The sequence below is a fragment of the Flavobacterium sp. B114r genome (assembly GCF_056824125.1).
The window spans coordinates 1,671,112-1,695,825 of record NZ_CP124858.1 but is presented as its reverse complement, the minus strand read 5'-3'; the positions used below and the strand labels follow the sequence as shown (position 1 = coordinate 1,695,825).

21 protein-coding genes are annotated in these 24,714 nt (G+C 34.0%); 13 read left to right on the top strand and 8 right to left on the bottom strand.

What is annotated here, in order from left to right:
* Positions 1-513: 513 nt before the first annotated feature.
* The 6 genes from QLQ94_RS07525 to QLQ94_RS07500 form a co-directional block, all read right to left on the bottom strand.
* A complete protein-coding gene (locus tag QLQ94_RS07525; protein WP_482499444.1) occupies positions 514-2,289 on the bottom strand; it encodes an IS1182 family transposase in 1,776 nt (591 codons plus the stop codon).
* Positions 2,290-2,443: 154 nt separating this feature from the next.
* Positions 2,444-4,993 carry a sodium-translocating pyrophosphatase gene (locus tag QLQ94_RS07520; protein WP_427402132.1) on the bottom strand — a complete coding sequence of 850 codons (2,550 nt, stop codon included), beginning with the start codon at positions 4,991-4,993 and terminating at the stop codon, positions 2,444-2,446.
* A 114-nt stretch (positions 4,994-5,107) separates the two neighbouring features.
* Complete coding sequence (locus QLQ94_RS07515) at positions 5,108-5,638, bottom strand: inorganic diphosphatase (RefSeq protein ID WP_271337000.1); 531 nt, start codon at positions 5,636-5,638, stop codon at positions 5,108-5,110.
* Positions 5,639-5,748: 110 nt separating this feature from the next.
* A complete protein-coding gene (locus QLQ94_RS07510) occupies positions 5,749-6,348 on the bottom strand; it encodes a DNA-3-methyladenine glycosylase family protein (protein WP_427402131.1) in 600 nt (199 codons plus the stop codon).
* 433 nt (positions 6,349-6,781) lie between these two features.
* On the bottom strand, positions 6,782-9,283 hold the full coding sequence (locus QLQ94_RS07505) for a DUF5686 and carboxypeptidase-like regulatory domain-containing protein (RefSeq protein WP_482499442.1): 2,502 nt from the start codon (positions 9,281-9,283) through the stop codon (positions 6,782-6,784).
* A 71-nt stretch (positions 9,284-9,354) separates the two neighbouring features.
* The gene (locus QLQ94_RS07500) at positions 9,355-10,332 is read right to left on the bottom strand and encodes a pyruvate dehydrogenase complex E1 component subunit beta (protein WP_173970884.1); all 978 of its coding nucleotides are present in this window, start codon (positions 10,330-10,332) and stop codon (positions 9,355-9,357) included.
* A 492-nt stretch (positions 10,333-10,824) separates the two neighbouring features.
* Between QLQ94_RS07500 and QLQ94_RS07495 the strand changes: the two genes are divergently transcribed.
* The 4 genes from QLQ94_RS07495 (at position 10,825) to QLQ94_RS07480 (ending at position 14,410) form a co-directional block, all read left to right on the top strand.
* The gene (locus QLQ94_RS07495) at positions 10,825-11,571 is read left to right on the top strand and encodes an electron transfer flavoprotein subunit beta/FixA family protein (RefSeq protein WP_194615919.1); all 747 of its coding nucleotides are present in this window, start codon (positions 10,825-10,827) and stop codon (positions 11,569-11,571) included.
* 116 nt (positions 11,572-11,687) lie between these two features.
* Positions 11,688-12,656 (top strand): electron transfer flavoprotein subunit alpha/FixB family protein, encoded by a 969-nt coding sequence (locus QLQ94_RS07490; protein WP_271336997.1) that lies wholly within the window; start codon positions 11,688-11,690, stop codon positions 12,654-12,656.
* A 165-nt stretch (positions 12,657-12,821) separates the two neighbouring features.
* The gene (locus tag QLQ94_RS07485; RefSeq protein ID WP_427402129.1) at positions 12,822-13,445 is read left to right on the top strand and encodes a bifunctional nuclease family protein; all 624 of its coding nucleotides are present in this window, start codon (positions 12,822-12,824) and stop codon (positions 13,443-13,445) included.
* A 113-nt stretch (positions 13,446-13,558) separates the two neighbouring features.
* Positions 13,559-14,410 carry a thymidylate synthase gene (locus QLQ94_RS07480; protein WP_271336995.1) on the top strand — a complete coding sequence of 284 codons (852 nt, stop codon included), beginning with the start codon at positions 13,559-13,561 and terminating at the stop codon, positions 14,408-14,410.
* Positions 14,411-14,461: 51 nt separating this feature from the next.
* On the opposite strand, the gene QLQ94_RS07475 is transcribed toward QLQ94_RS07480, so the two are convergent.
* Positions 14,462-14,758, bottom strand: a complete 297-nt coding sequence (locus QLQ94_RS07475; protein ID WP_271336994.1) for an isoamylase early set domain-containing protein — start codon at positions 14,756-14,758, stop codon at positions 14,462-14,464.
* 238 nt (positions 14,759-14,996) lie between these two features.
* On the opposite strand from QLQ94_RS07475, the gene QLQ94_RS07470 reads away from it, so the two are divergent.
* The 4 genes from QLQ94_RS07470 (at position 14,997) to porT (ending at position 17,853) form a co-directional block, all read left to right on the top strand.
* On the top strand, positions 14,997-15,341 hold the full coding sequence (locus tag QLQ94_RS07470) for a 2TM domain-containing protein (RefSeq protein ID WP_271336993.1): 345 nt from the start codon (positions 14,997-14,999) through the stop codon (positions 15,339-15,341).
* Between the two features lie 13 nt (positions 15,342-15,354).
* Positions 15,355-15,837, top strand: a complete 483-nt coding sequence (locus QLQ94_RS07465; RefSeq protein WP_271336992.1) for a dihydrofolate reductase — start codon at positions 15,355-15,357, stop codon at positions 15,835-15,837.
* 572 nt (positions 15,838-16,409) lie between these two features.
* Positions 16,410-17,141: a bifunctional demethylmenaquinone methyltransferase/2-methoxy-6-polyprenyl-1,4-benzoquinol methylase UbiE gene (gene ubiE, locus QLQ94_RS07460; RefSeq protein ID WP_271336991.1), complete on the top strand. Its 732-nt coding sequence runs from the start codon at positions 16,410-16,412 to the stop codon at positions 17,139-17,141.
* 1 nt (position 17,142) lies between these two features.
* Positions 17,143-17,853 carry a type IX secretion/gliding motility protein PorT/SprT gene (gene porT, locus QLQ94_RS07455; RefSeq protein ID WP_271336990.1) on the top strand — a complete coding sequence of 237 codons (711 nt, stop codon included), beginning with the start codon at positions 17,143-17,145 and terminating at the stop codon, positions 17,851-17,853.
* A 9-nt stretch (positions 17,854-17,862) separates the two neighbouring features.
* Here porT and QLQ94_RS07450 read toward each other — a convergent pair whose 3' ends face one another.
* A complete protein-coding gene (locus tag QLQ94_RS07450; protein WP_271336989.1) occupies positions 17,863-18,591 on the bottom strand; it encodes a TrmH family RNA methyltransferase in 729 nt (242 codons plus the stop codon).
* Between the two features lie 34 nt (positions 18,592-18,625).
* Here QLQ94_RS07450 and tamL point away from each other — a divergent pair, with 34 nt between their 5' ends.
* The 5 genes from tamL to QLQ94_RS07425 all read left to right on the top strand — a co-directional run bounded on the left by tamL (position 18,626) and on the right by QLQ94_RS07425 (position 24,581).
* The gene (gene tamL / locus QLQ94_RS07445) at positions 18,626-21,199 is read left to right on the top strand and encodes a translocation and assembly module lipoprotein TamL (RefSeq protein WP_271336988.1); all 2,574 of its coding nucleotides are present in this window, start codon (positions 18,626-18,628) and stop codon (positions 21,197-21,199) included.
* Positions 21,200-21,257: 58 nt separating this feature from the next.
* Positions 21,258-22,325 (top strand): class II fructose-bisphosphate aldolase, encoded by a 1,068-nt coding sequence (fbaA, locus tag QLQ94_RS07440; RefSeq protein ID WP_271336987.1) that lies wholly within the window; start codon positions 21,258-21,260, stop codon positions 22,323-22,325.
* 113 nt (positions 22,326-22,438) lie between these two features.
* Positions 22,439-23,293 carry an acetyl-CoA carboxylase, carboxyltransferase subunit beta gene (gene accD, locus QLQ94_RS07435; protein WP_271336984.1) on the top strand — a complete coding sequence of 285 codons (855 nt, stop codon included), beginning with the start codon at positions 22,439-22,441 and terminating at the stop codon, positions 23,291-23,293.
* An 87-nt stretch (positions 23,294-23,380) separates the two neighbouring features.
* Positions 23,381-23,983: a hypothetical protein gene (locus QLQ94_RS07430; protein ID WP_271336982.1), complete on the top strand. Its 603-nt coding sequence runs from the start codon at positions 23,381-23,383 to the stop codon at positions 23,981-23,983.
* A gap of 196 nt (positions 23,984-24,179) precedes the next feature.
* Positions 24,180-24,581, top strand: a complete 402-nt coding sequence (locus tag QLQ94_RS07425; protein ID WP_271336981.1) for a helix-turn-helix domain-containing protein — start codon at positions 24,180-24,182, stop codon at positions 24,579-24,581.
* Positions 24,582-24,714 lie beyond the last annotated feature (133 nt).

The window sequence follows — 24,714 nt, the reverse complement described above, 5'->3', positions numbered from 1 at the left end:
GAATAAAAAATGCCTCTAAATTTAGAGGCATTTTTAGTTACATAACTTTACAGTTTGTCTAATACTTTGATCAAACACATCGTTTTAAAGAAAAAGATTACATTTGATCCGAATTTAATTTTGAAGTCAGATGACGATTACAACTCAGCCTTTATCAGATAATGAAAAAAAACTACTCCGAAGAGCATTTAAAATTCGTTTGATTTTTTCGATTTTACTCGTTTCCCCAGTATTGTTCTTTATTATTGATTATGTTACTTCTCCATATTATGATTTTGAGCTATCATTTTTTCCTATCGCGTTAATTAGCCTAATCTGTTTTTTAGTATTTAAATATGTAATACCATTTTACAGAAGATCATACAAAAATCTTAAAGAGGTAAATAAATTGATCATATCTACATTTGTTACCAATATAGAATCAGGATGGATTTACAATGGATCACGCCAATATGTAATACAAACCGAATATAGAAGGATTGATCCTTGGTCAATAACCCTATTTTTATCTTTTCAGAAGTTTATGTCGGGATGCCTATCGAAATTCATTGCCTGGAGAATAATAAAACAGATATACTTAGAATTAAAAAATTGTAATAACAAAAGAGGTTGTCTGAAAAGACGACCTCTTTCTTTTATTATACTAGTAGATTTACAGAGTGTTTCTTGAAAAATGTAAATTTGGGCTAAAATGGGGTCTTCTATAAACTTTTCTAAAGCTTCTACGAGATCAAAAATGAGGTTAAAATTGCCCAAACGGATTTTAGCGATCCATTTAGAAAAGTTGTGAGCAATAGCAATCAGGCCAAATTCAGTATTTACTTTGGCTGTTTTGGTAAGTGTAAATCTTTTAAATCCTTTGTTTTGCTTGATGTTACCAAAAACCGGCTCTGGTTCAATACATCTTTTACTATAAATTTCCCTGCCCAATTCACTTTCTAAATTCTCTCTTGCCTTGAATTTCAGTCTTTGAAGATTGTGATTAATTTCTATCCGTCTGTTCCCCTTAGCTTTAAAGCATTGCCCCCGCAGAGGACATCCTGCGCAATTTAAAGCCTCATATACCGAATGATACTGTTCAAAACCAGTTGTAGTTTTTGATTTCTTAGTAAAGATACGAGGCATTTGCTGCCCCATTGGACAAACCAAAAAGTCTTGCTCATTATTATGAAACAGGTTTTGTGCGTGGAATAAATTGTTTTTATGCTTACGGGTCTCTTCGATACGGTACATGTTGTAGGGAACAAAAAAATCAATTTCTTTGTCTTCAAGGAGTTGATAATTTTCCTCACTTCCATAGCCCGCATCGGCTATAACTTTTGCAGATTGTTTGCCGTAGTTGCTTTTGAATCCTTCTAAGTGAGTCTTTAATGTGGTAAAATCAGTAGAAGTCTGGTGGGTGGAGTAATGTGTAATAATTTGATTTTCTGTAGAAATCTGAATATTATAACCCGCTTTTAATTGTCCGTTGCCCATATGATCTTCTTTCATGCGCATAAAAGTAGCATCGGTATCGGTTTTCGAATAACTGTTTCTATCCCCCAGAATTTCGAGATGTTTCTCATATTCTTTAAGTTTTACAAGCTGTTCTTTCTCGAGTTTTTGAAGTGATTTGTTCTGCTGTTTACTCAGCTTCTGCTTTTTTTCACTTTGGTTGATCTCGTGTATTTTTTCTTCTAATTTCTTACTGTCTACCTTGGTATCAGTTTGGTTATCAGTATGCATAATGTCTGACTCGATAGCCTGACCAATATCTGCCAGAACAGCATCGATTTTTCCCTGAAGCCTGTCTTTATGTTTTTCAACTGCTTTCTTCCACACAAAGCTGTATTTATGTGCGTTGGCTTCTATTTTAGTACCATCAATAAATTGTCTCTCCAGGCTAATGAGCTCTAAATCTACCATCATCAGAACGACCTGGCTGAAAAGTTTTTCGATATTCCCTTTTAATTTTTTTCCTCTAAAGTCATTGATAGTTCTAAAATCCGGCTGAAGTCCTCCCGAGAGCCACATAAAATATATATTCTCCTTCACGGCTCTAGCCAGCTTTCGGCTGGAATAGGTATTATTGAGATATCCGTAAAACAATATTTTCAATAACATCTTAGGATGGTAGCTGGATCTTCCACCGCCTTTAAACTGTGATATAATCTCGGAAATTTCCAACTGTTCAACAACACTGTCTATTAATCGGGCAGAATGATTCTCTGGGATCAGATCATTTAAATTCAATGGAAAAAGATCTTGCTGGTGAACCGAATGAGGCTTAAAAACTGGCTGCATAATCATTGATTTTAGTACTTAAATATAAGAAAAATCAATGTGTAAAACAAAAAAAAACTGCCCGAAATTACTTTTCGGACAGCCTCTTTTTATTCTGTTTATTTGAATTAACTTAACTAAACCTAACAGGTTTTTAAAACCTGTCAGGATAGGATATTTTTTATTTCGCTGCTTCGATTTTCGCTTTTACTTCAGCTTCTGTACCTTCATAAACTTCGATTGTTGTTGTACCGTTTACAGTTTTGGTTACCGTTCCTACTGTAATACCGTTTACAGTTGCTAGGTTAACCTCAAGCCTGTTTTTACTGTATTTAGTTGTATCAAAACAATCTGTTTTTTGGTACAGATATTTTCCCTTTGCATCATAATGCGCTAAACATTTTGCTGTTTCTTCTGGTGTACAACCTTTGTCTTTGCACATTTTAATGCACTCTTCTTTGGTCATACCTGCCATGTCTCCGCATTTAGAAACACCAGCTGCATGCATTTCTGTTTTGGTACAACATGAACCTTTTTCTGTCAAACCTGGAGCTGAATGTCCTTCGCCTAAAATAGGTGCAATTACCAAACCAATCAAACAAGTTAATTTGATTAAAATATTCATTGATGGCCCAGAAGTATCTTTAAACGGATCTCCTACTGTATCTCCAGTTACGGCCGCTTTATGTGCATCAGAACCTTTGTACGTCATTTCTCCGTTGATAAGAACTCCTGCTTCAAAAGATTTTTTAGCATTATCCCAGGCACCTCCGGCATTGTTTTGAAAAACTGCCCAAAGTACTCCTGAAACAGTTACTCCGGCCATATATCCGCCTAGCATTTCGGCAATTAACTGATTGTTATCTGCGTAAACTAATTTACCTAAAAGCACAATTGCAATTGGGAAACCAATCGTTAAAATTCCCGGCAACATCATTTCGCGTAAAGCTGCTTTGGTCGAAATATCTACACATTTTGCGTATTCAGGTTTCCCTGTTCCTTCCATAATTCCCGGAATCTCTCTAAACTGGCGACGAACTTCGTAAACCATATCCATAGCTGCTTTCCCTACTGAATTCATAGCCAAAGCCGAGAAAACTACCGGAATCATTCCGCCCACAAATAACATCGCTAAAACAGGTGCTTTAAAAATATTAATTCCATCAATTCCTGTAAACGTTACATAAGCAGCAAATAAAGCCAATGATGTTAATGCTGCTGAAGCAATTGCAAAACCTTTTCCGGTTGCTGCAGTTGTATTTCCTACTGAATCTAAAATATCTGTTCTGGTACGAACTTCTTTTGGTAATTCGCTCATTTCTGCAATTCCACCTGCGTTGTCAGATATTGGTCCAAAAGCATCAATTGCCAATTGCATCGCTGTAGTTGCCATCATTGCTGAAGCTGCCAGCGCCACTCCGTAAAATCCTGCTAATGCATATGAAATCCAGATTGCAGCTGCAAACAATAATACGGTTGGAAAAGTAGAAATCATTCCGGTTGCCAATCCTGCAATAACGTTTGTCCCTGCTCCTGTAGATGATTTTTGCACAATTGCCATAACGGGTTTTGTACCTAATCCTGTATAATATTCTGTTACTGATGAGATAGCTCCACCAACTACTAAACCAACTAAAGTCGCATAGAAAACACGCATTGATGAGATATCCTTAAAACCTTCTCCAAAAAAGCTCATCTGCATAGTTTCCGGCAACATATATCTTACTAAAAAGAAACACGCAATTGCAGTTAAGACAATCGAAACCCAGTTTCCTATATTTAATGCTTTTTGTACTTGTGCTTCTTTGGCGTTATCATCGGTAATTTTTACCAGAGTAGTTCCAATAATCGAAAATAAGATTCCGAAACCGGCAATCGCCATTGGCAATAAAATTGGACCAATTCCGCCAAAAATATCCTGAATATTTCCACCCATATCTTTGATTACGTAGTTTCCTAAAACCATCGCTGCCAAAACTGTTGCCACATAAGAACCAAATAAATCAGCTCCCATTCCTGCAACATCTCCAACATTGTCTCCAACGTTATCTGCAATTGTTGCCGGATTACGAGGGTCATCTTCCGGAATTCCGGCTTCAACTTTCCCCACTAAATCGGCTCCAACATCGGCAGCTTTTGTGTAGATTCCGCCACCAACTCTGGCAAACAAAGCAATTGACTCTGCACCCAATGAAAATCCTGCTAAAGTTTCTAAAACCTTAGTCATATCTTCGGATGAAGTCCAAACCCCATGCATGAATATTTGAAAGAAAATAATAAAGAATCCTGTCAATCCTAAAACAGCCAAACCAGCAACTCCTAATCCCATTACAGTTCCACCGCCAAAAGAAACCTTCAGGGCTTGTGGCAAACTCGTACGAGCAGCCTGAGTTGTTCTGACATTTGTTTTAGTCGCTATTTTCATTCCCATATTTCCGGCCAAAGCCGAGAAAAATGCTCCAAAAATAAACGCCACCACTATTAATATATGTGTAGTAGGAACAATAAAAGATATTCCGGCTAAAACTAAACTTGCACCAATTACAAAAAAGGTCAGCAATCGATATTCGGCCTTTAAAAATGCTAATGCGCCTTCATAAATGTAATCTGAAATCTCTTTCATCTTACCATCCCCGGCATCTTGCTTTAAAACCCAAGTTCTTTTTATTGCCATGAAAAGTAAACCTATAATTGCCATAACAATTGGCAAGTAAATCATAAATTCGTTCATAATATTTTAATGGTTATTGGTTAATATTCAATAAACTAACTAAAACGAATTTAAACAAAAAAGCAATACTACTGACCGTAATATTGCTTTTTTTATAATAGAATAGGGTTAAAATTATTTAATACTAAATAATCCTTCCGGTTTGTTTTCGATATCATCAAAACGCTTCGTGCACTCAGCAATAATTGCAAATGCTTCTTTTACGTCTCCCCAACCTCCAACATCTACTTTTTTATTTTCAAGATCTTTATAAACCTGAAAGAAATGTTCGATCTCTTTTACTAAGTGTGGATTCATATCTGAAAGATCAGTCAAAGAATTCCAGATTGGATCAGAAACAGGTACACAAATAATTTTTTCGTCCGGTCCTTTATCATCTGCCATATGGAAAACACCAATTGGTTTTACTTCCATAACACATCCTGGAAAAGTTGGCTCGTTTACCAAAACCAATACATCAAGAGGATCTCCGTCAAGTGCTAAAGTTTCCGGAATAAATCCGTAATCAGCCGGATACATCATTGAAGAGAATAACATTCTGTCGAAACGCATTCTTTTGATTTCAAAATCGTACTCGTATTTATTTCTGCTTCCTCTTGGTATTTCGATTAATACATCGAAAGTTGTTAGTTTGTCTGCGGTCATTTTCGTTTTTTATTATTTCTATAATTTCGATTGCAAAAGTAACTAAAGAATCCTTTTTTACAATACAAAACGGCATTAATCTACTTACATTTCTTTTAAATAACAGACAGTTAATAGGTAATTTTCCTGTTTCGCTTGTTTAAGTAATAATGCCACAGCAAATATGTTGCATAAGATCGGTACGGACTCCATTGTTGGGCATGGATTTCCATTTCTTGTTTGTCGTGAATATTGAGTAATTCCTTGATCGTATTTACAACTGCAATATCTCCTAACGGAATCAAATCCGGTTCCTCAAGACAAAACATTAAGTAAATATCAATTGTCCAGTTTCCAATTCCTTTCAATTTGATGAGCTCTTCCCTAACCTCTTTTGCTGATTTACTGGCTAAACTTTCGATATCTAATTCTTTATTTAAAACAGCATCAGCAAGGATTTTAATATATTTTGTTTTCTGCCTGCTTACTCCAAGAGCACGAAATTCTTCGTCTGGCAAGACAGACATCGTTTCCGGATTACAAGTGGCATAAGCCTTTATTTTTAAGAATGTGGCTTTTGCTGAGTCTATAGAAACTTGTTGCTCGAGAATCAATAAAACTAAAGTTTCGAAACCTTGCGGACGTTTCGGGATTGGTGGTAATCCATATTTCTCGATGATTTCCAGAAAAATTAGATTTTTAGCTGATAGAAAATCAATGGCTTCTTGCATAATATGTTTTTTTAGCCCCGATAGCAGTGGAAATCCTTTTGTGTCGACCCGAGGCTTCGGGAGACACAAAAGATTGGAACGAATAGCGGGATTAGCTCCTAAAATTAATTAAAAATCTCGCAATGACTCGTAAACGCAAAGTTTTTTTCTCACGCAGATTTTGCAGATTAAGCAGATTTTTTTTGATCTTTCTTATGATAAAAAAACAGAAACGCTTCAATTTGTAATTACAAAAGAAAAATCATATCCCAACCTTAACGCATAGTAAACCCGACAGGTTTTAAAAACCTGTCGGGTTTTGCGAACAGGCAATGACAATATTATGTATTTATCTCAAGCAAAAACGCCAAGCTGCAAGAAATAAAACTTAGCAACTTGGCGTTTTTGGGAGATTATCAAATAAGTTTCGACTTCGCTCAACCGGACAAAAAACTTAGAAATAGAATCCGAAAGATCCTTTTACTGCAAATTTATTGGCGCCCGGATCATCTAAATAACTTCCTCTCCAGGAGAAATCGATACGGAATACTTTAAAAATGTTTCCTATTCCGGCGTTGTATTCCCAATATACGTTTTCAGGCGCATTATAAGGTTGTCCAGATGCATTGATCGCTCTGTTTGCATTTGAGATAGTTCCGTAAACACCTTTTACACCAACAAATTCTCTCCAGTTCAGTTTTCTCATAAACGGAATTCTGGCAAATAACCTTCCGCCAAAATCATGATTCCATTGTAGAGTTGTATACTGATCGGTTACGAATTCATAGAAATTCAAATTACTAAACGTATTTTCGATTGTAAAATAAGTCTGGTTACCAGGAATTACGCTCATTAACCCTAACGGAATTGTACCAAAAGTTTTTCCGGTTTCAAGTATAATATTCGATCTTCCTAATGGCCCTATTATAATAGGCTGTTTGTAGAATAATTGCACTTTTTCATAAGCAAAATCACTATCTAATACTCCTTTCAATCCATAACTAAAATTCACAAAGAAATGACTGAACGGACTGTCAACAAGATCTCTTTCTACTCCAAAACCAATTGTTTTTCGATTTGGCATATATTCGAACTGAATATTGGCTTCTGATTGTTTTACAGCACTTGCAATAACACCTGCAGGATTTGCTGCAGTTGGCATAGTGGTATAATAATCTAAACTAAATGTTGGTGAAGCTGATTCTAATGTTCGATACGAAACCCCTGCCTGAACAACAAAGTTCTTTATAGGTTCTATTTCAACAGAAACGTTACTCAGATTAATGTTGGTTAATTTTCCGTTGCTGCTCGTTGTAAACAATGCCGAAGATGCAAAACTTCGCCCTAAAATATCATTTGTTGTGGTTAAACTGGCACCAATTTGTTCAATGTCTCTCCTGTTTCCTCCAGAGATAATAACCCGATTTTTTTTATCGAGCATCCATTTTCCGGAAACACCGTATTTAAACTTATTATCATTAAAACCGTAAGCTGTATACGCTTGAATACGCCAGGGATCATTTGGTCCAAAATAGGTTCTTCCTCCTGCACGGATTCTTACACCTTCGACTTCGTTATAACCAAATGTCGAAAATATAGGCCCGAAATCAAAATTCTTAAATTCTACATAACCACTTCCTAATATAGAAACCAGGCTATAAAGCTGTTTGAATCTTTTGACAGTCTGTAATGTATCGAGCATTTTATAAATACCCGCTTCGTCTTTATTTAATTTTTCAAAACGATTTTCTTCCCAAAACTCAGGCGGTCGGTCATAAACAGCGTTGTCTATATAATTGACTTCTTCTTTATAAAATTTCTCCGGCTTTGGAATATTAAATTTATGATTTCGATATAAAGTGGTTCTTTTTCCGTAAACTCCTTTTGATTTTTCTTTTTTATTCAACGCAAAATCAGACATCATATAATCCCTGGTCAGCAAAAAAGTCGAATCATTCTCTACTTCAAATTCCTGTTCGATATAAATATCTTTTACCCAGTTAATATTGGCACTTTTAGTAACGCCCATATTAATTTTTTTGATTGCAAAAGTGGTATCATTTACCCAAAAATCTCCTTTAAAGGTTAATTCATTTTTACGCCTTGGATAAAAAACAATATTGTAACACCATTTTTTGTCAATATAAGCGCTGTCTTTTAGTACATAATTATACACGTCTATTCCGGTTCCCGAAAGCGGACTTGTAAAACTTTTATCGAAAAACTTAAGGTGATTATCGTAAATATTATAATCTGAATAAAGATCTTTTACGAAGGATAAAATCTGTTGATTTCCGTTGAAACCAGACATTTTATTCCCTGTAATGTTTTCTTTTACTTTCTTTAATTTATTATCTCCATAAACATCATAAACTGATTCGTTGATGAAAATTGGCAGATAAGTTTTACCTGTAACATCAGACGTGTCAACATGCTTAAACACAAACTCCATTCCTTTAAAGAGTTTATTTTTCATAAAAGCACTGTCGATTGTGTTCATATCGAACTCTACTTTCTCGTACTTTTGCATTTGATACTGATTGAACTGGTACAAACCGTTTTTACGCTTTCGTTCCCATATTTTTCTCAATATATCTAATGCCGGATTATTCTTTTTAGAAGTTTTTCCGGTATAAATTACGACTTCATTAAGTGCTTCGGCTTCACTTAAAATAATTTTGAAATCATAATTCACAGCTTTCTCCAAAGGAACTTCCTTGTCTGAAAATCCTGCAGAACTTATTAATAATGCTGTGTAAGTAACTGGAGATTCAAGATAGAAACGACCGTCTTCATTTGAAACGATTCCTGTGTTTGATCCTTTAAAAACAACATTTGCAAACGGAACAGGCTGATTCGTTTTATCCAAAACAATTCCACTCACTTTCGTTTGTGCAGTAGCAATAGCCGCAAATGCGAATACAAAAAACAGGCTGAGTAAAATTATTTTTTTCATTGTCTGAGCAAAAAAAAAACTTCATCAATTAACTATGAATGATGAAGTTTTGTGAGTATTTTGAATGTGTATTATTTGTATAACACTTTTTTAACTGCTTTTACTACATCACCTGCATTTGGCAACCAGTCTTTTAATAATACTGGAGAATAAGGTGCAGGAGTATCTGCTGTTGTAATACGTTGAATTGGCGCATCAAGAAAATCAAAAGCTTGTTCCTGAACAATATAAGTGATTTCAGATGAAATACTTGCAAACGGCCATGCTTCTTCTAAAATTACTAAACGGTTTGTTTTTTTAACAGATTTCAAGATAGCATCTTTATCCATAGGACGAACTGTTCTTAAATCGATAATTTCACAAGAAATACCTTCTTTAGCTAATTCATCAGCAGCAATAAAAGCTTCTTTGATAATTTTACCAAAAGATACAATAGTAACATCTGTTCCTTCACGTTTGATATCAGCAACTCCTAGAGGAATTGTATATTCTCCGTCCGGCACTTCGCCTTTGTCACCGTACATTTGCTCAGACTCCATAAAAATTACAGGATCATTATCACGAATGGCAGCTTTCAAAAGTCCTTTTGCATCATAAGGAGTTGATGGCACAACTACTTTAAGACCCGGAGTATTAGCAAACCAGTTTTCTAAAGCTTGTGAGTGTGTAGCTCCTAATTGACCTGCAGAAGCAGTTGGTCCACGAAAAACGATAGGCACATTAAATTGTCCCCCTGTCATTTGACGCATTTTAGCAGCATTATTTATAATTTGATCAATACCTACTAAACAGAAGTTGAAAGTCATGTACTCGACAATAGGACGACAACCATTCATAGCTGATCCTACTGCAATTCCTGTAAAACCAAGCTCAGCAATTGGAGTATCAATTACTCTTTTTTCGCCAAACTCAGCAAGCATTCCTTTTGAAGCTTTGTATGCCCCGTTGTATTCTGCAACTTCTTCGCCCATTAAATATATGGATTCATCGTGACGCATTTCTTCGCTCATCGCTTCGCAAATGGCCTCTCTAAATTGTATTGTTCTCATATTTATATTGTATGTTGAATTTTCTGAAGAGCAAAAATAATTATTTTAAATAACTTAAAAGCATAAATTAGATTTAAAATCACATCATCTTCCTCCAGCCTTGCGCTTTTAACTTTTTAAAAAAAATTGTGACATTTACGAAATCGATATAATTGCAATTATTTCGTTCATAAAAACGCTTATCATACAAATTCAGCTCTTTTTGTTTAATTCTACTGTGCACGAAATTCTTTTTCTAAAACGCAACAATTCAAAAAGTAGTATAAACCAAACAAAATTTAACAGTTGCACAAGTTGGCTAAATTGCAAAATTGCTAAGAATCAACAGAAATGAATACATAATCTCTTTTCGATTACAACGAAACAGCTTCTAAATTTCACAATCCGCGAAATCGTAATAGTTTTTAAAATTATTATGCATGCATAGTATAATTATTCCAAATAATATTCTAAATTTGTAAAAGCATATTATAAATTATAAAATATATACTTATGAAAATATTAGTTTGCATCAGCCACGTGCCTGATACTACTTCCAAAATTAACTTCTCTAATGGTGACTCAGAATTCGATACCAATGGTGTACAATATGTAATTAATCCTAATGACGAGTTTGGTTTGACACGTGCAATTTGGTTCCAGGAACAACAAGGCGCTACTGTAACTGTAGTAAATGTTGGAGGACCGGATACTGAACCAACTTTACGTAAAGCATTAGCAATTGGTGCAAACGAAGCAATTCGCGTAAATGCCAACCCAACTGATGGTTTTTTTGTTGCAAAACAATTAGCTGAAGTAATTAAAAACGGTGGTTATGATCTTGTAATTGCAGGAAAAGAATCTTTGGATTATAATGGCGGAATGGTTCCCGGAATGATTGCAGGAATTTTAGGTTCTAATTTTTTAAATTCATGTACTGCAATTACCGTTGACGGGAATAACGTAAAAGCAGTTCGTGAAATCGATGGTGGAAAAGAAACTGTAAGCACTTCTTTACCCTTAATCATTGGTGGTCAAAAAGGTCTTGTTGAAGAAAAAGATCTTCGTATCCCTAACATGAGAGGAATCATGACTGCAAGAACAAAAGCACTTACTATTCTTGAGCCAGTTGACGCTCCTGTAAATACAAAAGCAGTGAAATTTGAAAAACCAGCTCCAAAATCAGCAGTAAAATTAGTTTCTCCTGATAATTTAGATGAGTTAATCAATTTATTACACAACGAAGCTAAAGTAATCTAGTAATCAGTTTTCAGTCTCGGTTTTCAGTCTCAGTTTATGAACTTAACCCGAGAGCTATGCTCGAACAGGCGAAGCAAACCTGAAACCTGAAACTTACAACCTCTAAACAAAAAATTATGTCAATATTAATATATGCAGAATCTGCAGAAGGAAAATTTAAAAAAGTTGCTTTTGAATTAGCTTCTTATGCTAAAAAAATAGCAGAATCACTTGGAACAACTGTTACAGCTCTAACTATAAATAACAGCGATGTTAGCGAATTAGCTAAATACGGAGTTGACAAAGTATTAAAAGTAACTAACGATAAATTAGCTGGTTTTACTGCTAAGGCTTACGCCGATGTTATCAAACAAGCTGCTGAAAAAGAAGGAACAAAAGTAGTTTTACTTTCTTCTTCTACAGATAGTATTTATCTTTCATCATTGGTTGCTGTGGCTTTAAATGCTGGTTTTGCATCAAATGTTGTTGGATTACCGGTAAGCACTTCTCCTTTTCAGGTAAAAAGAAATGCTTTCTCAAACAAAGCGTTCAACATTACAGAAATTAATACAGATGTAAAAGTTCTTGGCTTAGCTAAAAACTCTTACGGAATCTTCGAAAGCGCAGGATCTGCGACCGAAGAAGATTTTAATCCATCAATTGGCGACAATGACTTTGGAGTAAAAGTAGAATCTGTAGAAAAAGTAAGTGGAAAAGTATCTATCGCTGACGCTGATATCGTAGTTTCTGGCGGACGTGGATTAAAAGGTCCTGAAAACTGGGGATTAATCGAAGATCTTGCGGCTGTTTTAGGCGCTGCAACTGCATGTTCTAAACCAGTTTCTGATTTAGGATGGAGACCTCACAGTGAACACGTTGGTCAAACAGGAAAACCTGTTGCGACAAACTTGTATATCGCTATTGGAATCTCCGGAGCAATCCAGCATATTGCAGGTATTAATTCATCAAAAGTAAAGTTGGTTATCAATAACGATCCTGAAGCTCCTTTCTTTAAAGTTGCAGATTATGGAGTTGTTGGAGATGCATTCGAAATTGTACCAAAATTAATTGAGAAATTGAAAGCTTTTAAAGCTCAACATTCTTAATTTAAAAATTCTCTATAAAAATATAGCTGCCTAAAAACAAGATAATCGTATCTTTGTTTTAGGTGGCTTTTTTGTTCCATATTTTTTGATTAAAATTGCACCTTTATTTTTCAATCAAAAAAAGTCTTAAAATGAGGCATTAATTGCCCTTTTTTACCCACATATATGAGTCTAGTAAAATTATCCATAAAAGGAATTTCATACAGTCAAACTCAAAATGGCGCTTATGCCTTAATTTTGAATGAAGTTGATGGCGAAAGAAAATTACCAATAGTTATTGGAGCTTTCGAAGCCCAGTCAATCGCTATTGCGTTAGAGAAAGAAATTAAACCTCCACGTCCGCTTACGCACGACTTATTCAAAAACTTTGCAGAAAGGTTTGATATTGTTGTAAAACAAGTAATTATCCACAAGTTAGTTGATGGTGTTTTTTATTCGAGTTTAATTTGTGAAAGAGACAAAATCGAAGAAATTATTGACGCGAGAACATCTGATGCAATTGCATTGGCTTTACGTTTTAACGCACCAATCTTTACTTATAAAAACATTTTGGACAAAGCTGGTATATATTTAAAATCGAATACTGCAGAAACTGATCAGGGTTCTCAGGAAATTGATGATGTACTTTCTAATCCTGAAACTTTTGGCCGCGAGGAAGAAAGCAATCAATCCGGCGATCTTTATGCTAAACATAGTTTGCAGGAACTAAACGAGCTTTTAGATCAGGCTGTTTCTCAGGAAGATTATGAAAAAGCAGCTAAGATTAGAGACGAAATCTCAAAAAGATAATTTAAGGCTATAAGCCATAGGCGTTAGGCTGTAAGCTTAAGCGTCAACATAAAAATCAAGCTTATAAGCATTAGGAGAAAGCCTAAAGCTTAAAGCCTAAAGCTTAAAGCACCATGAAGCAATACTTAGATTTAGTACAACATGTTTTAGAAAACGGTTGTCAAAAGGGAGATAGAACAGGAACGGGAACCAAAAGTGTTTTTGGCTACCAAATGCGTTTTGATTTAAGTGAAGGTTTCCCAATGGTCACAACCAAAAAATTACATTTAAAATCTATTATTTACGAATTGCTTTGGTTTCTAAAAGGTGATACAAATATTAAATACCTTCAGGAAAACGGAGTGAAAATCTGGGATGCATGGGCAGATTCTAATGGTGATTTAGGACCTGTTTACGGACATCAATGGCGCAATTGGAATAGTGAAGAAATTGATCAGATCTCTGAGTTGATTACAGAACTTAAAACAAACCCAAATAGCCGAAGAATGCTGGTTTCTGCATGGAATCCGTCTGTTTTGCCAGATACTAAAAAATCATTTGAAGAAAACGTAGCTAATAACAAAGCTGCTTTACCTCCTTGTCATGCTTTTTTTCAGTTTTATGTAAGTAGTCCTGATCTTGAAAAAGGAGAAACAAAAGGAAAATTATCCTGCCAGTTGTACCAGCGAAGCGCTGATATCTTTTTAGGAGTTCCTTTTAATATTGCATCTTATGCTTTGTTAACAATGATGATTGCTCAGGTTTGCGATCTGGAAGCTGGCGACTTTATTCACACTTTTGGAGACGCACACATCTACAACAACCATTTTGAACAATTAGAACTGCAATTAACCCGTGAACCAAAGCCATTGCCAAAAATGATCCTGAATCCAGAGATTAAGAATATTTTTGATTTTGATTATAATGACTTTACACTTGTAGATTACGAACCACATGCCGGTATAAAAGGCAGTGTTGCTGTATAAAATATAAAAAAATCCGCTTAATCGATTAAGCGGATTTTTTTATATCATTTTTCATATTACCAAAACACTGTTTTCGCTTCCTGCAAAATCATTCCACTTGTATGAATCTGCCTCAGGATCATTAACATAACTTCCATCAATCACGTACTTAAACTCGTAAATCGCATCTTTAACCAGGTCGTAAGTCGCTTTAAACGTTCCGTTTTTCAACTTACTTAAAGCTCCTTCTTCAATATTCCAGTTGTTAAAATCACCAACAACCGCTGCCGAATCAGCATCTTTGGCAACTATAGAAAATGTAACTTTAACTACAGGCTTTGTTTTAATAAATTGTTTCTTTAAGGACATAACTATTTAGTTTTTAGATTCATAAATTAAAATTACATAAATTCACACGAACTTTCGATACCTTCACATCCGATTTGTGATAATATCAAAAACAGAATATTATTTTAGCTGTATCAATAATTTAACCCGCATAAAATTTTGGAATTCAAACTCTCAGCTCACTTTAGAAGAAATATTCCCGAATCTAAATAGGGTGATTACAAAATAAATTTTAACTTTATGACCTCATTTATATCTTATGGAAAAAGAAGTGCACGAACAATACGAATACGCCAGAAGAAGACTTAGACAAAAAAAAATTCTATATTTTCATTTTGTACTTTTTCTACTAGGAAGTTTATTTTTATTTATTGCCAATAGATTTTTTGGTTTTGGCGCTAACACAGAGCAAAACTGGTGCATTTGGGGCGTTACTATATGGTTCTTTATCTTTATTCTACACTTTATAAAAGTGTACATAACAGATCGATTTATGAATAAAAAATGGGAAAGAGAACAAATTGACCGACTTGTTGGATTGCAACAAAAAAGAATTACTCAATTAGAGTCGAGAATAAATGATGATACTGAAAATAAAATTTAGTTATTAAATTGCTATGATTATAATGATAGCGGCAGTAGCCGAAAATAATGCACTTGGAAAAAACAATGAATTAGTTTGGCATTTACCAAATGATTTTAAAAGATTTAAAACACTTACTACGAATCATCATATTATTATGGGAAGAAAAACCTTTGAGAGTTTCCCAAAACCACTTCCAAACAGAGTTCATGTTGTAATTACACGTCAAAAAGACTATCATCCGGAAGGCTGCATTGTAGTTGACAGTATCGAAAAAGCGATCGCGGTATGTCCTGAAGACGAAGATTCGTATATTATTGGCGGAGGTGAAATTTACAATCTGGGTTTACCTTATACAGATATCATAGAAATAACCAAAGTTCATCACACTTTTGACGCGGATGCTTTTTTTCCAAAAATTAATAAAAATGAATGGCAAATTGTCGAATCTGAAGAAAACCTGAAAGACGAGAAACATCTTTACGATTACACTTATGAAACATACATAAGAAAATAAAAAAACATCCTCTTGTGAAGGATGTTTTTTAAAAAACGATTGATTTTTTAATCTGACTAATTCAAGTAATAGTTTTGGTAAAAAAACTCAAATGTTAAGAAACATTTGAATAACTGAATAACATAATGTTAAATGAGAACGAGTCTCAAAGAGCCTTTAATAACAAATACCACTAAGATATTAAAGGCAAGAAAATTAAAATTTCCAAAAACAAATTTAATCCTAAGAACGTATTTCGCACTTTAAAAAGAATATTGGTCCCAAGAAAAATACTTTCAAAACTGCTTACAAGAACAAATGAAATACCAGTGCAAAAAAAGCCTTCATCTGACTTAAGTCATTATTTCAATCATTAAAATTTTATCTTTTAACTGTAGCAAAGTTGGCTCTAAAATTCATACTCCACAATACCCACTTTTAGTGATTTTTTCAAAATACCCACTTTTAGTGATGGGCAGAAATTAGCAGTTAAACAACAATTAAAAGCCTTTTACTGACAACATTTAATTTACAAATAAAAAAACTCAATTACAGTTAAGTCAGATTGTATTATATTTGCGTAAATAAAAAAAATGTCTGAAAAAATAACCCCATATAAAGACTCTTCTTTAGGTAAAAAAGAACAAGTTGCCCAAATGTTTGATAACATCTCGGGGAACTACGATAATTTAAACCGCGTAATTTCATTTGGAATTGACATTAAGTGGCGTAAAAAAGTTTTAAAAATAGTGTCCGACAAAAAACCAAAAATCATTCTTGATATTGCAACAGGAACTGGTGATCTGGCTATTTTAATGACACAAACGAATGCCGAAAAAATAATTGGCCTGGATATTTCTGCCGGAATGCTTGAAGTTGGAAAAAGGAAAGTCGAAGAAAAAAAACTATCCAATATTATTGACTTAGTTTTAGGGGACTCTGAAAAAATACCTTTTGAAGACAATCATTTTGATGCTATAACGGTAGGTTTTGGTGTTCGAAATTTCGAGAATCTGGAGAAAGGTTTTGCTGAGATTTTAAGGGTTTTAAAACCAAATGGTGTATTTGTAATTTTAGAAACATCGGTTCCTGATAAAACACCTTATAAACAAGGATATAAATTCTACAGCAAAAACATACTTCCAATCATCGGAAAATTATTTTCTAAAGATAATTCTGCTTATGGTTATTTGTCTGAATCTGCTGCTGTTTTTCCATACGGAGAAGCCTTAAACAATATTTTAAGAAAAATTGGGTTTATAGATGTTATAGCTATGCCTCAAACTTTTGGTGTTGCAACCATTTATTCTGCCTCTAAAAAATAGTATGAAAAAAATTGTAGTCTTACTTTTATTAGTCTTAACGACAAACGGATACTCTCAATTTGCCAAAAGCATGTTTAGTAAAGATCCTATTATTAATCTGGAAAACTGGCAAAAACAACGTCTCTATTTTGGATATTACCTGGGTTTTAATAGTTTCGATTTTAAATTTGACTACAAAACTCCCGGTCCGGATATTCAGATTAAAAAAACTACCGGTTTTAATGTTGGTGTTGTTGCCGATCTAAGATTACAGGAATACATAAACTTACGTTTCGAACCAGGTTTGTATTACACAAAACGTGATTTATATTATCCAAATCAACCATTAGAGAAAGATTATTTAAGAGAAGTAAACAGTACTTATATTCACTTTCCTTTATTATTAAAATTCTCTGCATTACGTACCGGAAATATCCGTCCGTATTTAGTTGGCGGAATGTCGACTACATTAAATCTCTCCAGCAACGCAAAATCCAAAGACGATAACTTTGAAGGAAAGTTCAGGGTTAAGCAATGGACTGCGGCTTATGAGGTAGGTTTTGGAATTGATATTTTCTCAGAGTATTTTATCTTCTCTCCTTCTATCAGAGGTATGTTTGGTATTACTAATGAATTAATTCGTGATAATCCTTCAAACGGACCTAGCCCGTGGACGGACAATATCGATTCGATGAAATCCAGAGCTCTTTTAATTAATTTTACTTTTCATTAAAACAAAACTCTAACTATTTCGTTTAAATTCACTAAGAATAATTGCTGTTGCGGTAGCTACATTTAAACTTTCGGTTTTTTGTAGTTCTCCAAACCTTGGAATTGTGAGTCGGCTTGTCACCATTTTTTCAATCTCTAATGAAATCCCATTGGCTTCATTACCCATAATAATGATTCCGTTTTGAGGTAAACTTGATTGATAAATATTCTCACCATCCATAAAGGTTCCAAAAACCGGTAGATCCGTTTGTGCAATAAAAGTCTTTAAATCAATATAATTCACATTTACTCTCGCAATAGACCCCATTGTTGCCTGTACTACTTTTGGATTATAAATATCGACGGTTTCTTTTGAACAAATTATTTGTTTGATACCAAACCAGTCACAAAGGCGCAAAATCGTTCCTAAATTTCCAGGATCACGAATATCGTCTAAAGCTACGATCAATCCTGAATTGATTATTTTATTTTCGGCTGGCATTTTAAACACTGCCAGACATGAATTTGGAGTTGATAAAGCACTAATTTTTTTAAGTTCCTGATCAGTAATGAGCGTGCGTTTTGAAGAAGAAACTTCTTCAAAATCATTTAGAGTCGTATACAAATGCTCTAATTCAAAATTGGAAAGCAACAATTCTTGAATTACTTTTACTCCTTCGGCGAAAAATAATTGATTTGCAAAACGTTGCTTTTTTTGATGTAAGCCTGAGATAAGCTTTATTTGGTTTTTACTAACCATAAAATAATGTACTTTTGAATTAAATATTTAACACTTGAAAAATAGTTCCACAAAAATAACAGCATTTATTCTAATAGCAATATTTATTTGCGGTTGTAATGCTGTAAAAAGAGTTCCTGATGGAAAAAACCTTCTTGTTAAAAATACTATTCTTGTAAACGGAAAGGCGACAAATGACGAAATAGCATCTAACCAGATGTATCAAAAACCAAATGGTACTTTGTTAGGATATCGCTTACGCTTGAATTTATATAATTTGGCGAACCTGAATCCGGACTCTACTTATCAGGCAAAATTTAAAAAACATCCTGGTCTATATGAGCGTCAGGCAAAAATATTATCTGCAAAACAAGTTGACAGACTTGGACAATCTTTTTTAAACAAGGGTCTTAGTGAATTCCTGAAAAACACTGGCGAAGCGCCTGTAGTTATTGATACCGCAAAAACAAAAAAATCTCTTTTACGTTTAAAATTCTACTATTTTAATACTGGATATTTTAATGTTGCAACAGATTACAGCATTGATAGCGTTGCAAGAAAAAAAGCAAAAATAAATTATATCATTACTACCGGACCAGCTTATAAATTAGACACTATCAGAACTAATATTATGACTCCGGCGTTAGATTCATTATACAAAAACAACAATGAACCTTCATTTTTAAAATCTGGCAATCAGTACAAAACTGCTGATTTTGAAGAAGAAAAAAACCGACTTACTACTTATTTCAGAAATCATGGCGCCTATTTTTTCCAGCCTACTTATGTTACTTTCGACATTGATACGATTGGAAAGAAGAACAAAGCTGATGTTACTTTAATTGTAAACAACAACAATATTCAGGAAAGAGATTCGAGCAGAACAGAACCTTTCAAGCTTTACAAAATAAGTGATGTTAATATTTACACCGATTATTCTGCTGCAAATGCAAAAAAGAAAATAACTGATAGTATAAGCTACAACAACTTTAACCTGTATAGCTACAAAAAACTAAAATACAAACCCCGCGCTATTACTGATGCGATTTTTATTAATAAAGGAAGCACTTTTTCTGATACCAGAACAACTCTTTCATCAAGGTATTTAAATAATCTGAAAATTTTTAATTACCCTTCAATCCAATATCAGGTTGACAAACGCGACTCGACTGCACAATCCTTAATTGCTAATATTTATTTAACCCCAAGAAAAAAATATAGTTTTGGGACTACTTTTGATGTGACGCATTCTAATATTCAGGATTTTGGTATTGGAGCAAGTATATCTGAAACTATTAGAAACGTATTTAACAGAGCTGAAACTCTCGAAATCTCTACTCGTCTAAATTTGGGTTCCTCTAAAGATATGGCCAACCCTAATGATAATTTCTTTAATGTTTCAGAATATGGTGTCGATTTAAAATTAAACTTCCCAAGAATCCTGATGCCTTTTGGGACTGAAAAAATTATCCCGAAAAGAATGATTCCTTCTACCAGTATTACAGCAGGTTTCTCTAAGCAAAGGAATATTGGTCTGGACAAGGAAAACTTTACCGGCGGACTTGCTTACAACTGGTCTCCTAAACGAAACAATACTGCAAAGCTTGAATTACTTAATGCTCAATTTGTACGAAACTTAAATCCGGGCAACTATTTCAAAGTCTATACTTCTTCTTACAACGAGTTAAATGGTATTGGTAAAGACTACAATACTACACCTCTAAATTGGGGAGATACACCTGAGGAGCAAGCGAGAAAAGACCTGACTATTCCTACAGGAACTACAGGCTTTACTAGTGATGTCTTAACAAATAAAACTGCTCTACTTCCCGGAGATCCTCAATATAAGGATGTACAAAGTATAGAAGAAAGAAGAGTTCGTCTGACTGAAAATGATTTTATCTTAGCTACAAGTTATACTTTTAGCAAAACCACTAAAAAAGATCTTGCTGACAATACATTTTATCAGTTTAGAACAAAAATAGAATCTGCAGGAACTTTATTAACTGCAATATCTGACATTGCAAAATTACCTAAAAACACAAATGGCAACTATGAAATATTCAACTTAGAATATTCAGAATACATAAAAACAGAATTTGATTATATCAAACACTGGGACTTTGGTAAAGAAAAAGTATTAGCAGTAAGAAGCTTTTTTGGGATAGCAGTTCCGTTTGGCAATTCAAATTACATTCCGTTTTCACGAAGTTATTACGCCGGAGGATCAAACGATAACCGTGCATGGCAACCCTACAAATTGGGTCCGGGCAGTACGAATGCAGCGAACGATTTTAACGAGGCAAACATGAAAATTGCGATGAGTGCTGAATTCCGATTCAAACTTTTTGGTGACGTGAAGGGAGCTATCTTTGCAGATGCCGGAAATATCTGGAATGTGCTCGATAATGTGATTGACGAGAAGGCAAGATTCAACAACTTAAACGATTTAGCTGAAATTGCTTTAGGTTCAGGATTCGGTTTACGTTACGATTTAAGCTTTTTTGTTATTCGTTTAGATTTAGGCTTTAAGACCTATAACCCAGCACATGAGAAAGGAGATCGCTGGTTCAAAGAATACAATTTTGGTCATTCGGTTTTAAATTTTGGGATAAATTATCCATTCTAATGCTAATTAATTCTTATTTTTGCAACCTAAAAACTAAAAACAACTAAAAAAAATTACAATGGCACACAATATTAAACCCGGAGTAGCTACAGGAGATCAAGTACAGGAAATTTTTAATTATGCAAAAGAAAAAGGATTTGCTTTACCTGCAGTAAATGTTACTGGATCAAGCACAATCAATGGAGTTCTTGAAACTGCAGCAAAACTTAATGCACCGGTTATCATTCAATTTTCTAACGGAGGAGCACAATTTAACGCTGGAAAAGGTTTATCTAATGCAGGTGAAAAAGCAGCAATCGCTGGTGGAATCGCCGGAGCAAAACATATTCATACTTTGGCAGAAGCTTACGGTGCAACTGTAATCTTACATACTGACCACTGTGCAAAAAAATTATTACCTTGGATCGATGGTTTATTAGATGCTTCTGAAAAACATTTTGCAGAAACAGGAAAACCATTATTCAGTTCTCATATGATCGATTTGTCTGAAGAGCCAATCGAAGAAAATATCGAAATCTGTAAAGAGTACTTGGCTAGAATGAGCAAAATGGGAATGACATTAGAAATCGAACTTGGTATTACAGGTGGTGAAGAAGATGGCGTTGACAACTCTGACATTGATAGTTCAAAATTATATACTCAACCAGAAGAAGTAGCTTATGCTTATGAAGAATTATCTAAAATAAGCCCTAAATTTACAATTGCTGCTGCTTTTGGAAACGTTCACGGTGTTTACAAACCAGGAAACGTAAAATTAACTCCAAAAATCTTAAAAAATTCTCAGGATTACGTTCAAAACAAATTCAACACTGGTGCTAACCCGGTAGATTTCGTTTTTCACGGAGGTTCAGGTTCTACACTTGAAGAAATCAGAGAAGGAATTAGCTACGGAGTTATCAAAATGAACATCGATACTGATTTGCAATTTGCATATACTGAAGGAATTCGTGATTATATGGTTAAAAACATTGACTATTTAAAATCTCAAATTGGTAACCCAGAAGGTGCTGATGTTCCTAACAAAAAATATTATGACCCAAGAAGATGGGTACGTGAAAGTGAAGTAACATTCAACACAAGACTTGAGCAAGCTTTTGCTGACTTGAATAATGTGAATACACTATAAAAGTATTCAGTTTACAGTTTTAAGTATTCAGTTCTCAAATGCTGAATACTTAAAAACTGATTATTAAAAGCTGAATACTGAAAACGGATTACTGAACACTGAATACTAGACAAATGGCTTGGTTTAAAAGACAAGAAAAAGGGATTACCACTGCGACTGAAGATAAAATGGACGTTCCGAAAGGATTGTGGTACAAATCTCCTACGGGAAAAATTATTGATGCTGACGAATTAGCCAGAAACTTATTTGTAAGCCCTGAAGATGATTTTCACGTTAGAATTGGAAGCGCAACCTATTTTGAAATTTTATTTGACAATAACGAATTTGTTGAATTAGATAAAAACATGACATCAAAAGATCCATTGCATTTTGTTGATACAAAAAAATATGCTGATCGCCTTAAAGATGTAATGGAAAAAACCCACCTAAAGGACGCTGTGCGTACAGGAGTGGGAAAATCTAAAGGAAAAGAACTTGTTATTTGTTGTATGGATTTTGCCTTTATTGGTGGATCTATGGGAGCTGTTGTTGGAGAAAAAATTGCCAGAGGTATTGATCACGCGATCAAAAACAAAATGCCTTTTTTAATGATTTCTAAATCAGGTGGAGCTCGTATGATGGAAGCGGCTTATTCATTAATGCAATTAGCCAAAACATCTGTAAAACTTGCTCAACTTGCAGAAGCAGGATTACCTTACATCTCTTTATGTACAGATCCTACAACCGGAGGAACAACTGCATCATATGCCATGTTAGGAGATATCAATATCTCTGAGCCCGGAGCTTTGATTGGTTTTGCTGGTCCTCGTGTTGTTCGTGACACTACAGGAAAAGATTTACCGGAAGGTTTCCAGACTGCTGAGTTCTTATTAGAGCACGGTTTCTTAGACTTTATCACGCCAAGAAAAGAATTGAAAGATAAGATTAACTTATATATCGATTTGATTCAGAATAATACAATTAGATAGTTTTTTAAACTTCTAAAACATATAAAATCTCATCAGCTTAATTGCAGGTGAGATTTTTTTATATCTTTATTTTAAATCTTAGTTTTTATGAAAAGAGTTTTTATTGGCTTTATAATTTGTCTCTTTCTTTTGAATTGTGCCAAGAAAGAAGAAAAACTTATTGCAAAAAATAAACCTTATATAATCTCCTATGAAGACAAGAAACTTGAAAAATATTACGATTCCATAAAAACAAATACTAGCAGAGTTGCTCTGCCGCCAAGAAAAATTTTCTATGCAGAAAGCCAATTAATAATTGACAAAAAAGGAAATCTATATTTTTATCAAAAAAGATATTTTCTTGAATTCTGTAGTTATGGTAGCGAAAAAGATACACTTCCACATTTTCTTGACCTACAGCCAAAAGACATTGTTAAGATTCCAGAAACAAGCTTAGTTGATTTTTTATCAGAAAATATTCTTAGCAAAGAAAAAAACAGACGAATATTAATTGTCGCTTCCCAAAACGACACCATAAAGAACACTTTCTTTATGCAGTTTATAAACAAGAATCAATTACAAGCTTACGAAATTAGAAGAACCACTCAAGAAGAAGATACTGTTTTGAAATACAAAATGAATAACGATTATTATTACTCTGATTCTATTAAATGGGATCGAACTAAAATCAAGTTCTCTAATAGAAAGTAAAAACAGAAAGACAAGATTCGCTTTTTGTTTTTATATCTAAATATTCTATCGCTGATCAATACTTGTCTGAAAAATTGTACTTTTACTTTTTTAAAAAAGTAAATAATGGCCTTACAAAAAAAATGTAACTTACATAAACTAACTTGTTTTTTACCAAAAGCATTTTTCTTTAAAGGAATATAAATATCTTTGAATTATGAGCGCAGCAACAAAACCAAACCATATAGGGCGAAAAATTAGCCGTATTCGTGAACTGAAAGACATGAAGCAAGAAGCATTGGCACAAGCTTTAGGAACAAACCAACAGGCAATTTCGGCTATTGAAAACAGCGAAACAATAGATGATGGAAAACTTGCTGATATAGCAAAAGCCCTTGGCGTAAGTGTTGAAGCTATAAAAAACTTTACTGAAGAAAACATGATAAGTTATTTTAATAATTTTTACGACAACAGCATTAGTAATGGTGTAAATGGAATATTCAGTCCTAGTCATTGTTCATTCAACCCATTAGACAAAGTAATTGAACTTTATGAGCGTATGCTTCAGGCAGAAAAAGAAAAAGTAGAGTATTTAGAAAAATTATTAAAAGAAAAATAAGATTCTAAAATACATTGATTGCTATAAAAAAATCCTGAGAAATATTTTCTCAGGATTTTTTTTATGTGAGTATTTTTGTCATTCCGAGGAACGAGGAATCTAACCAAGTAACTCCGTACAAATTAGCGATAAT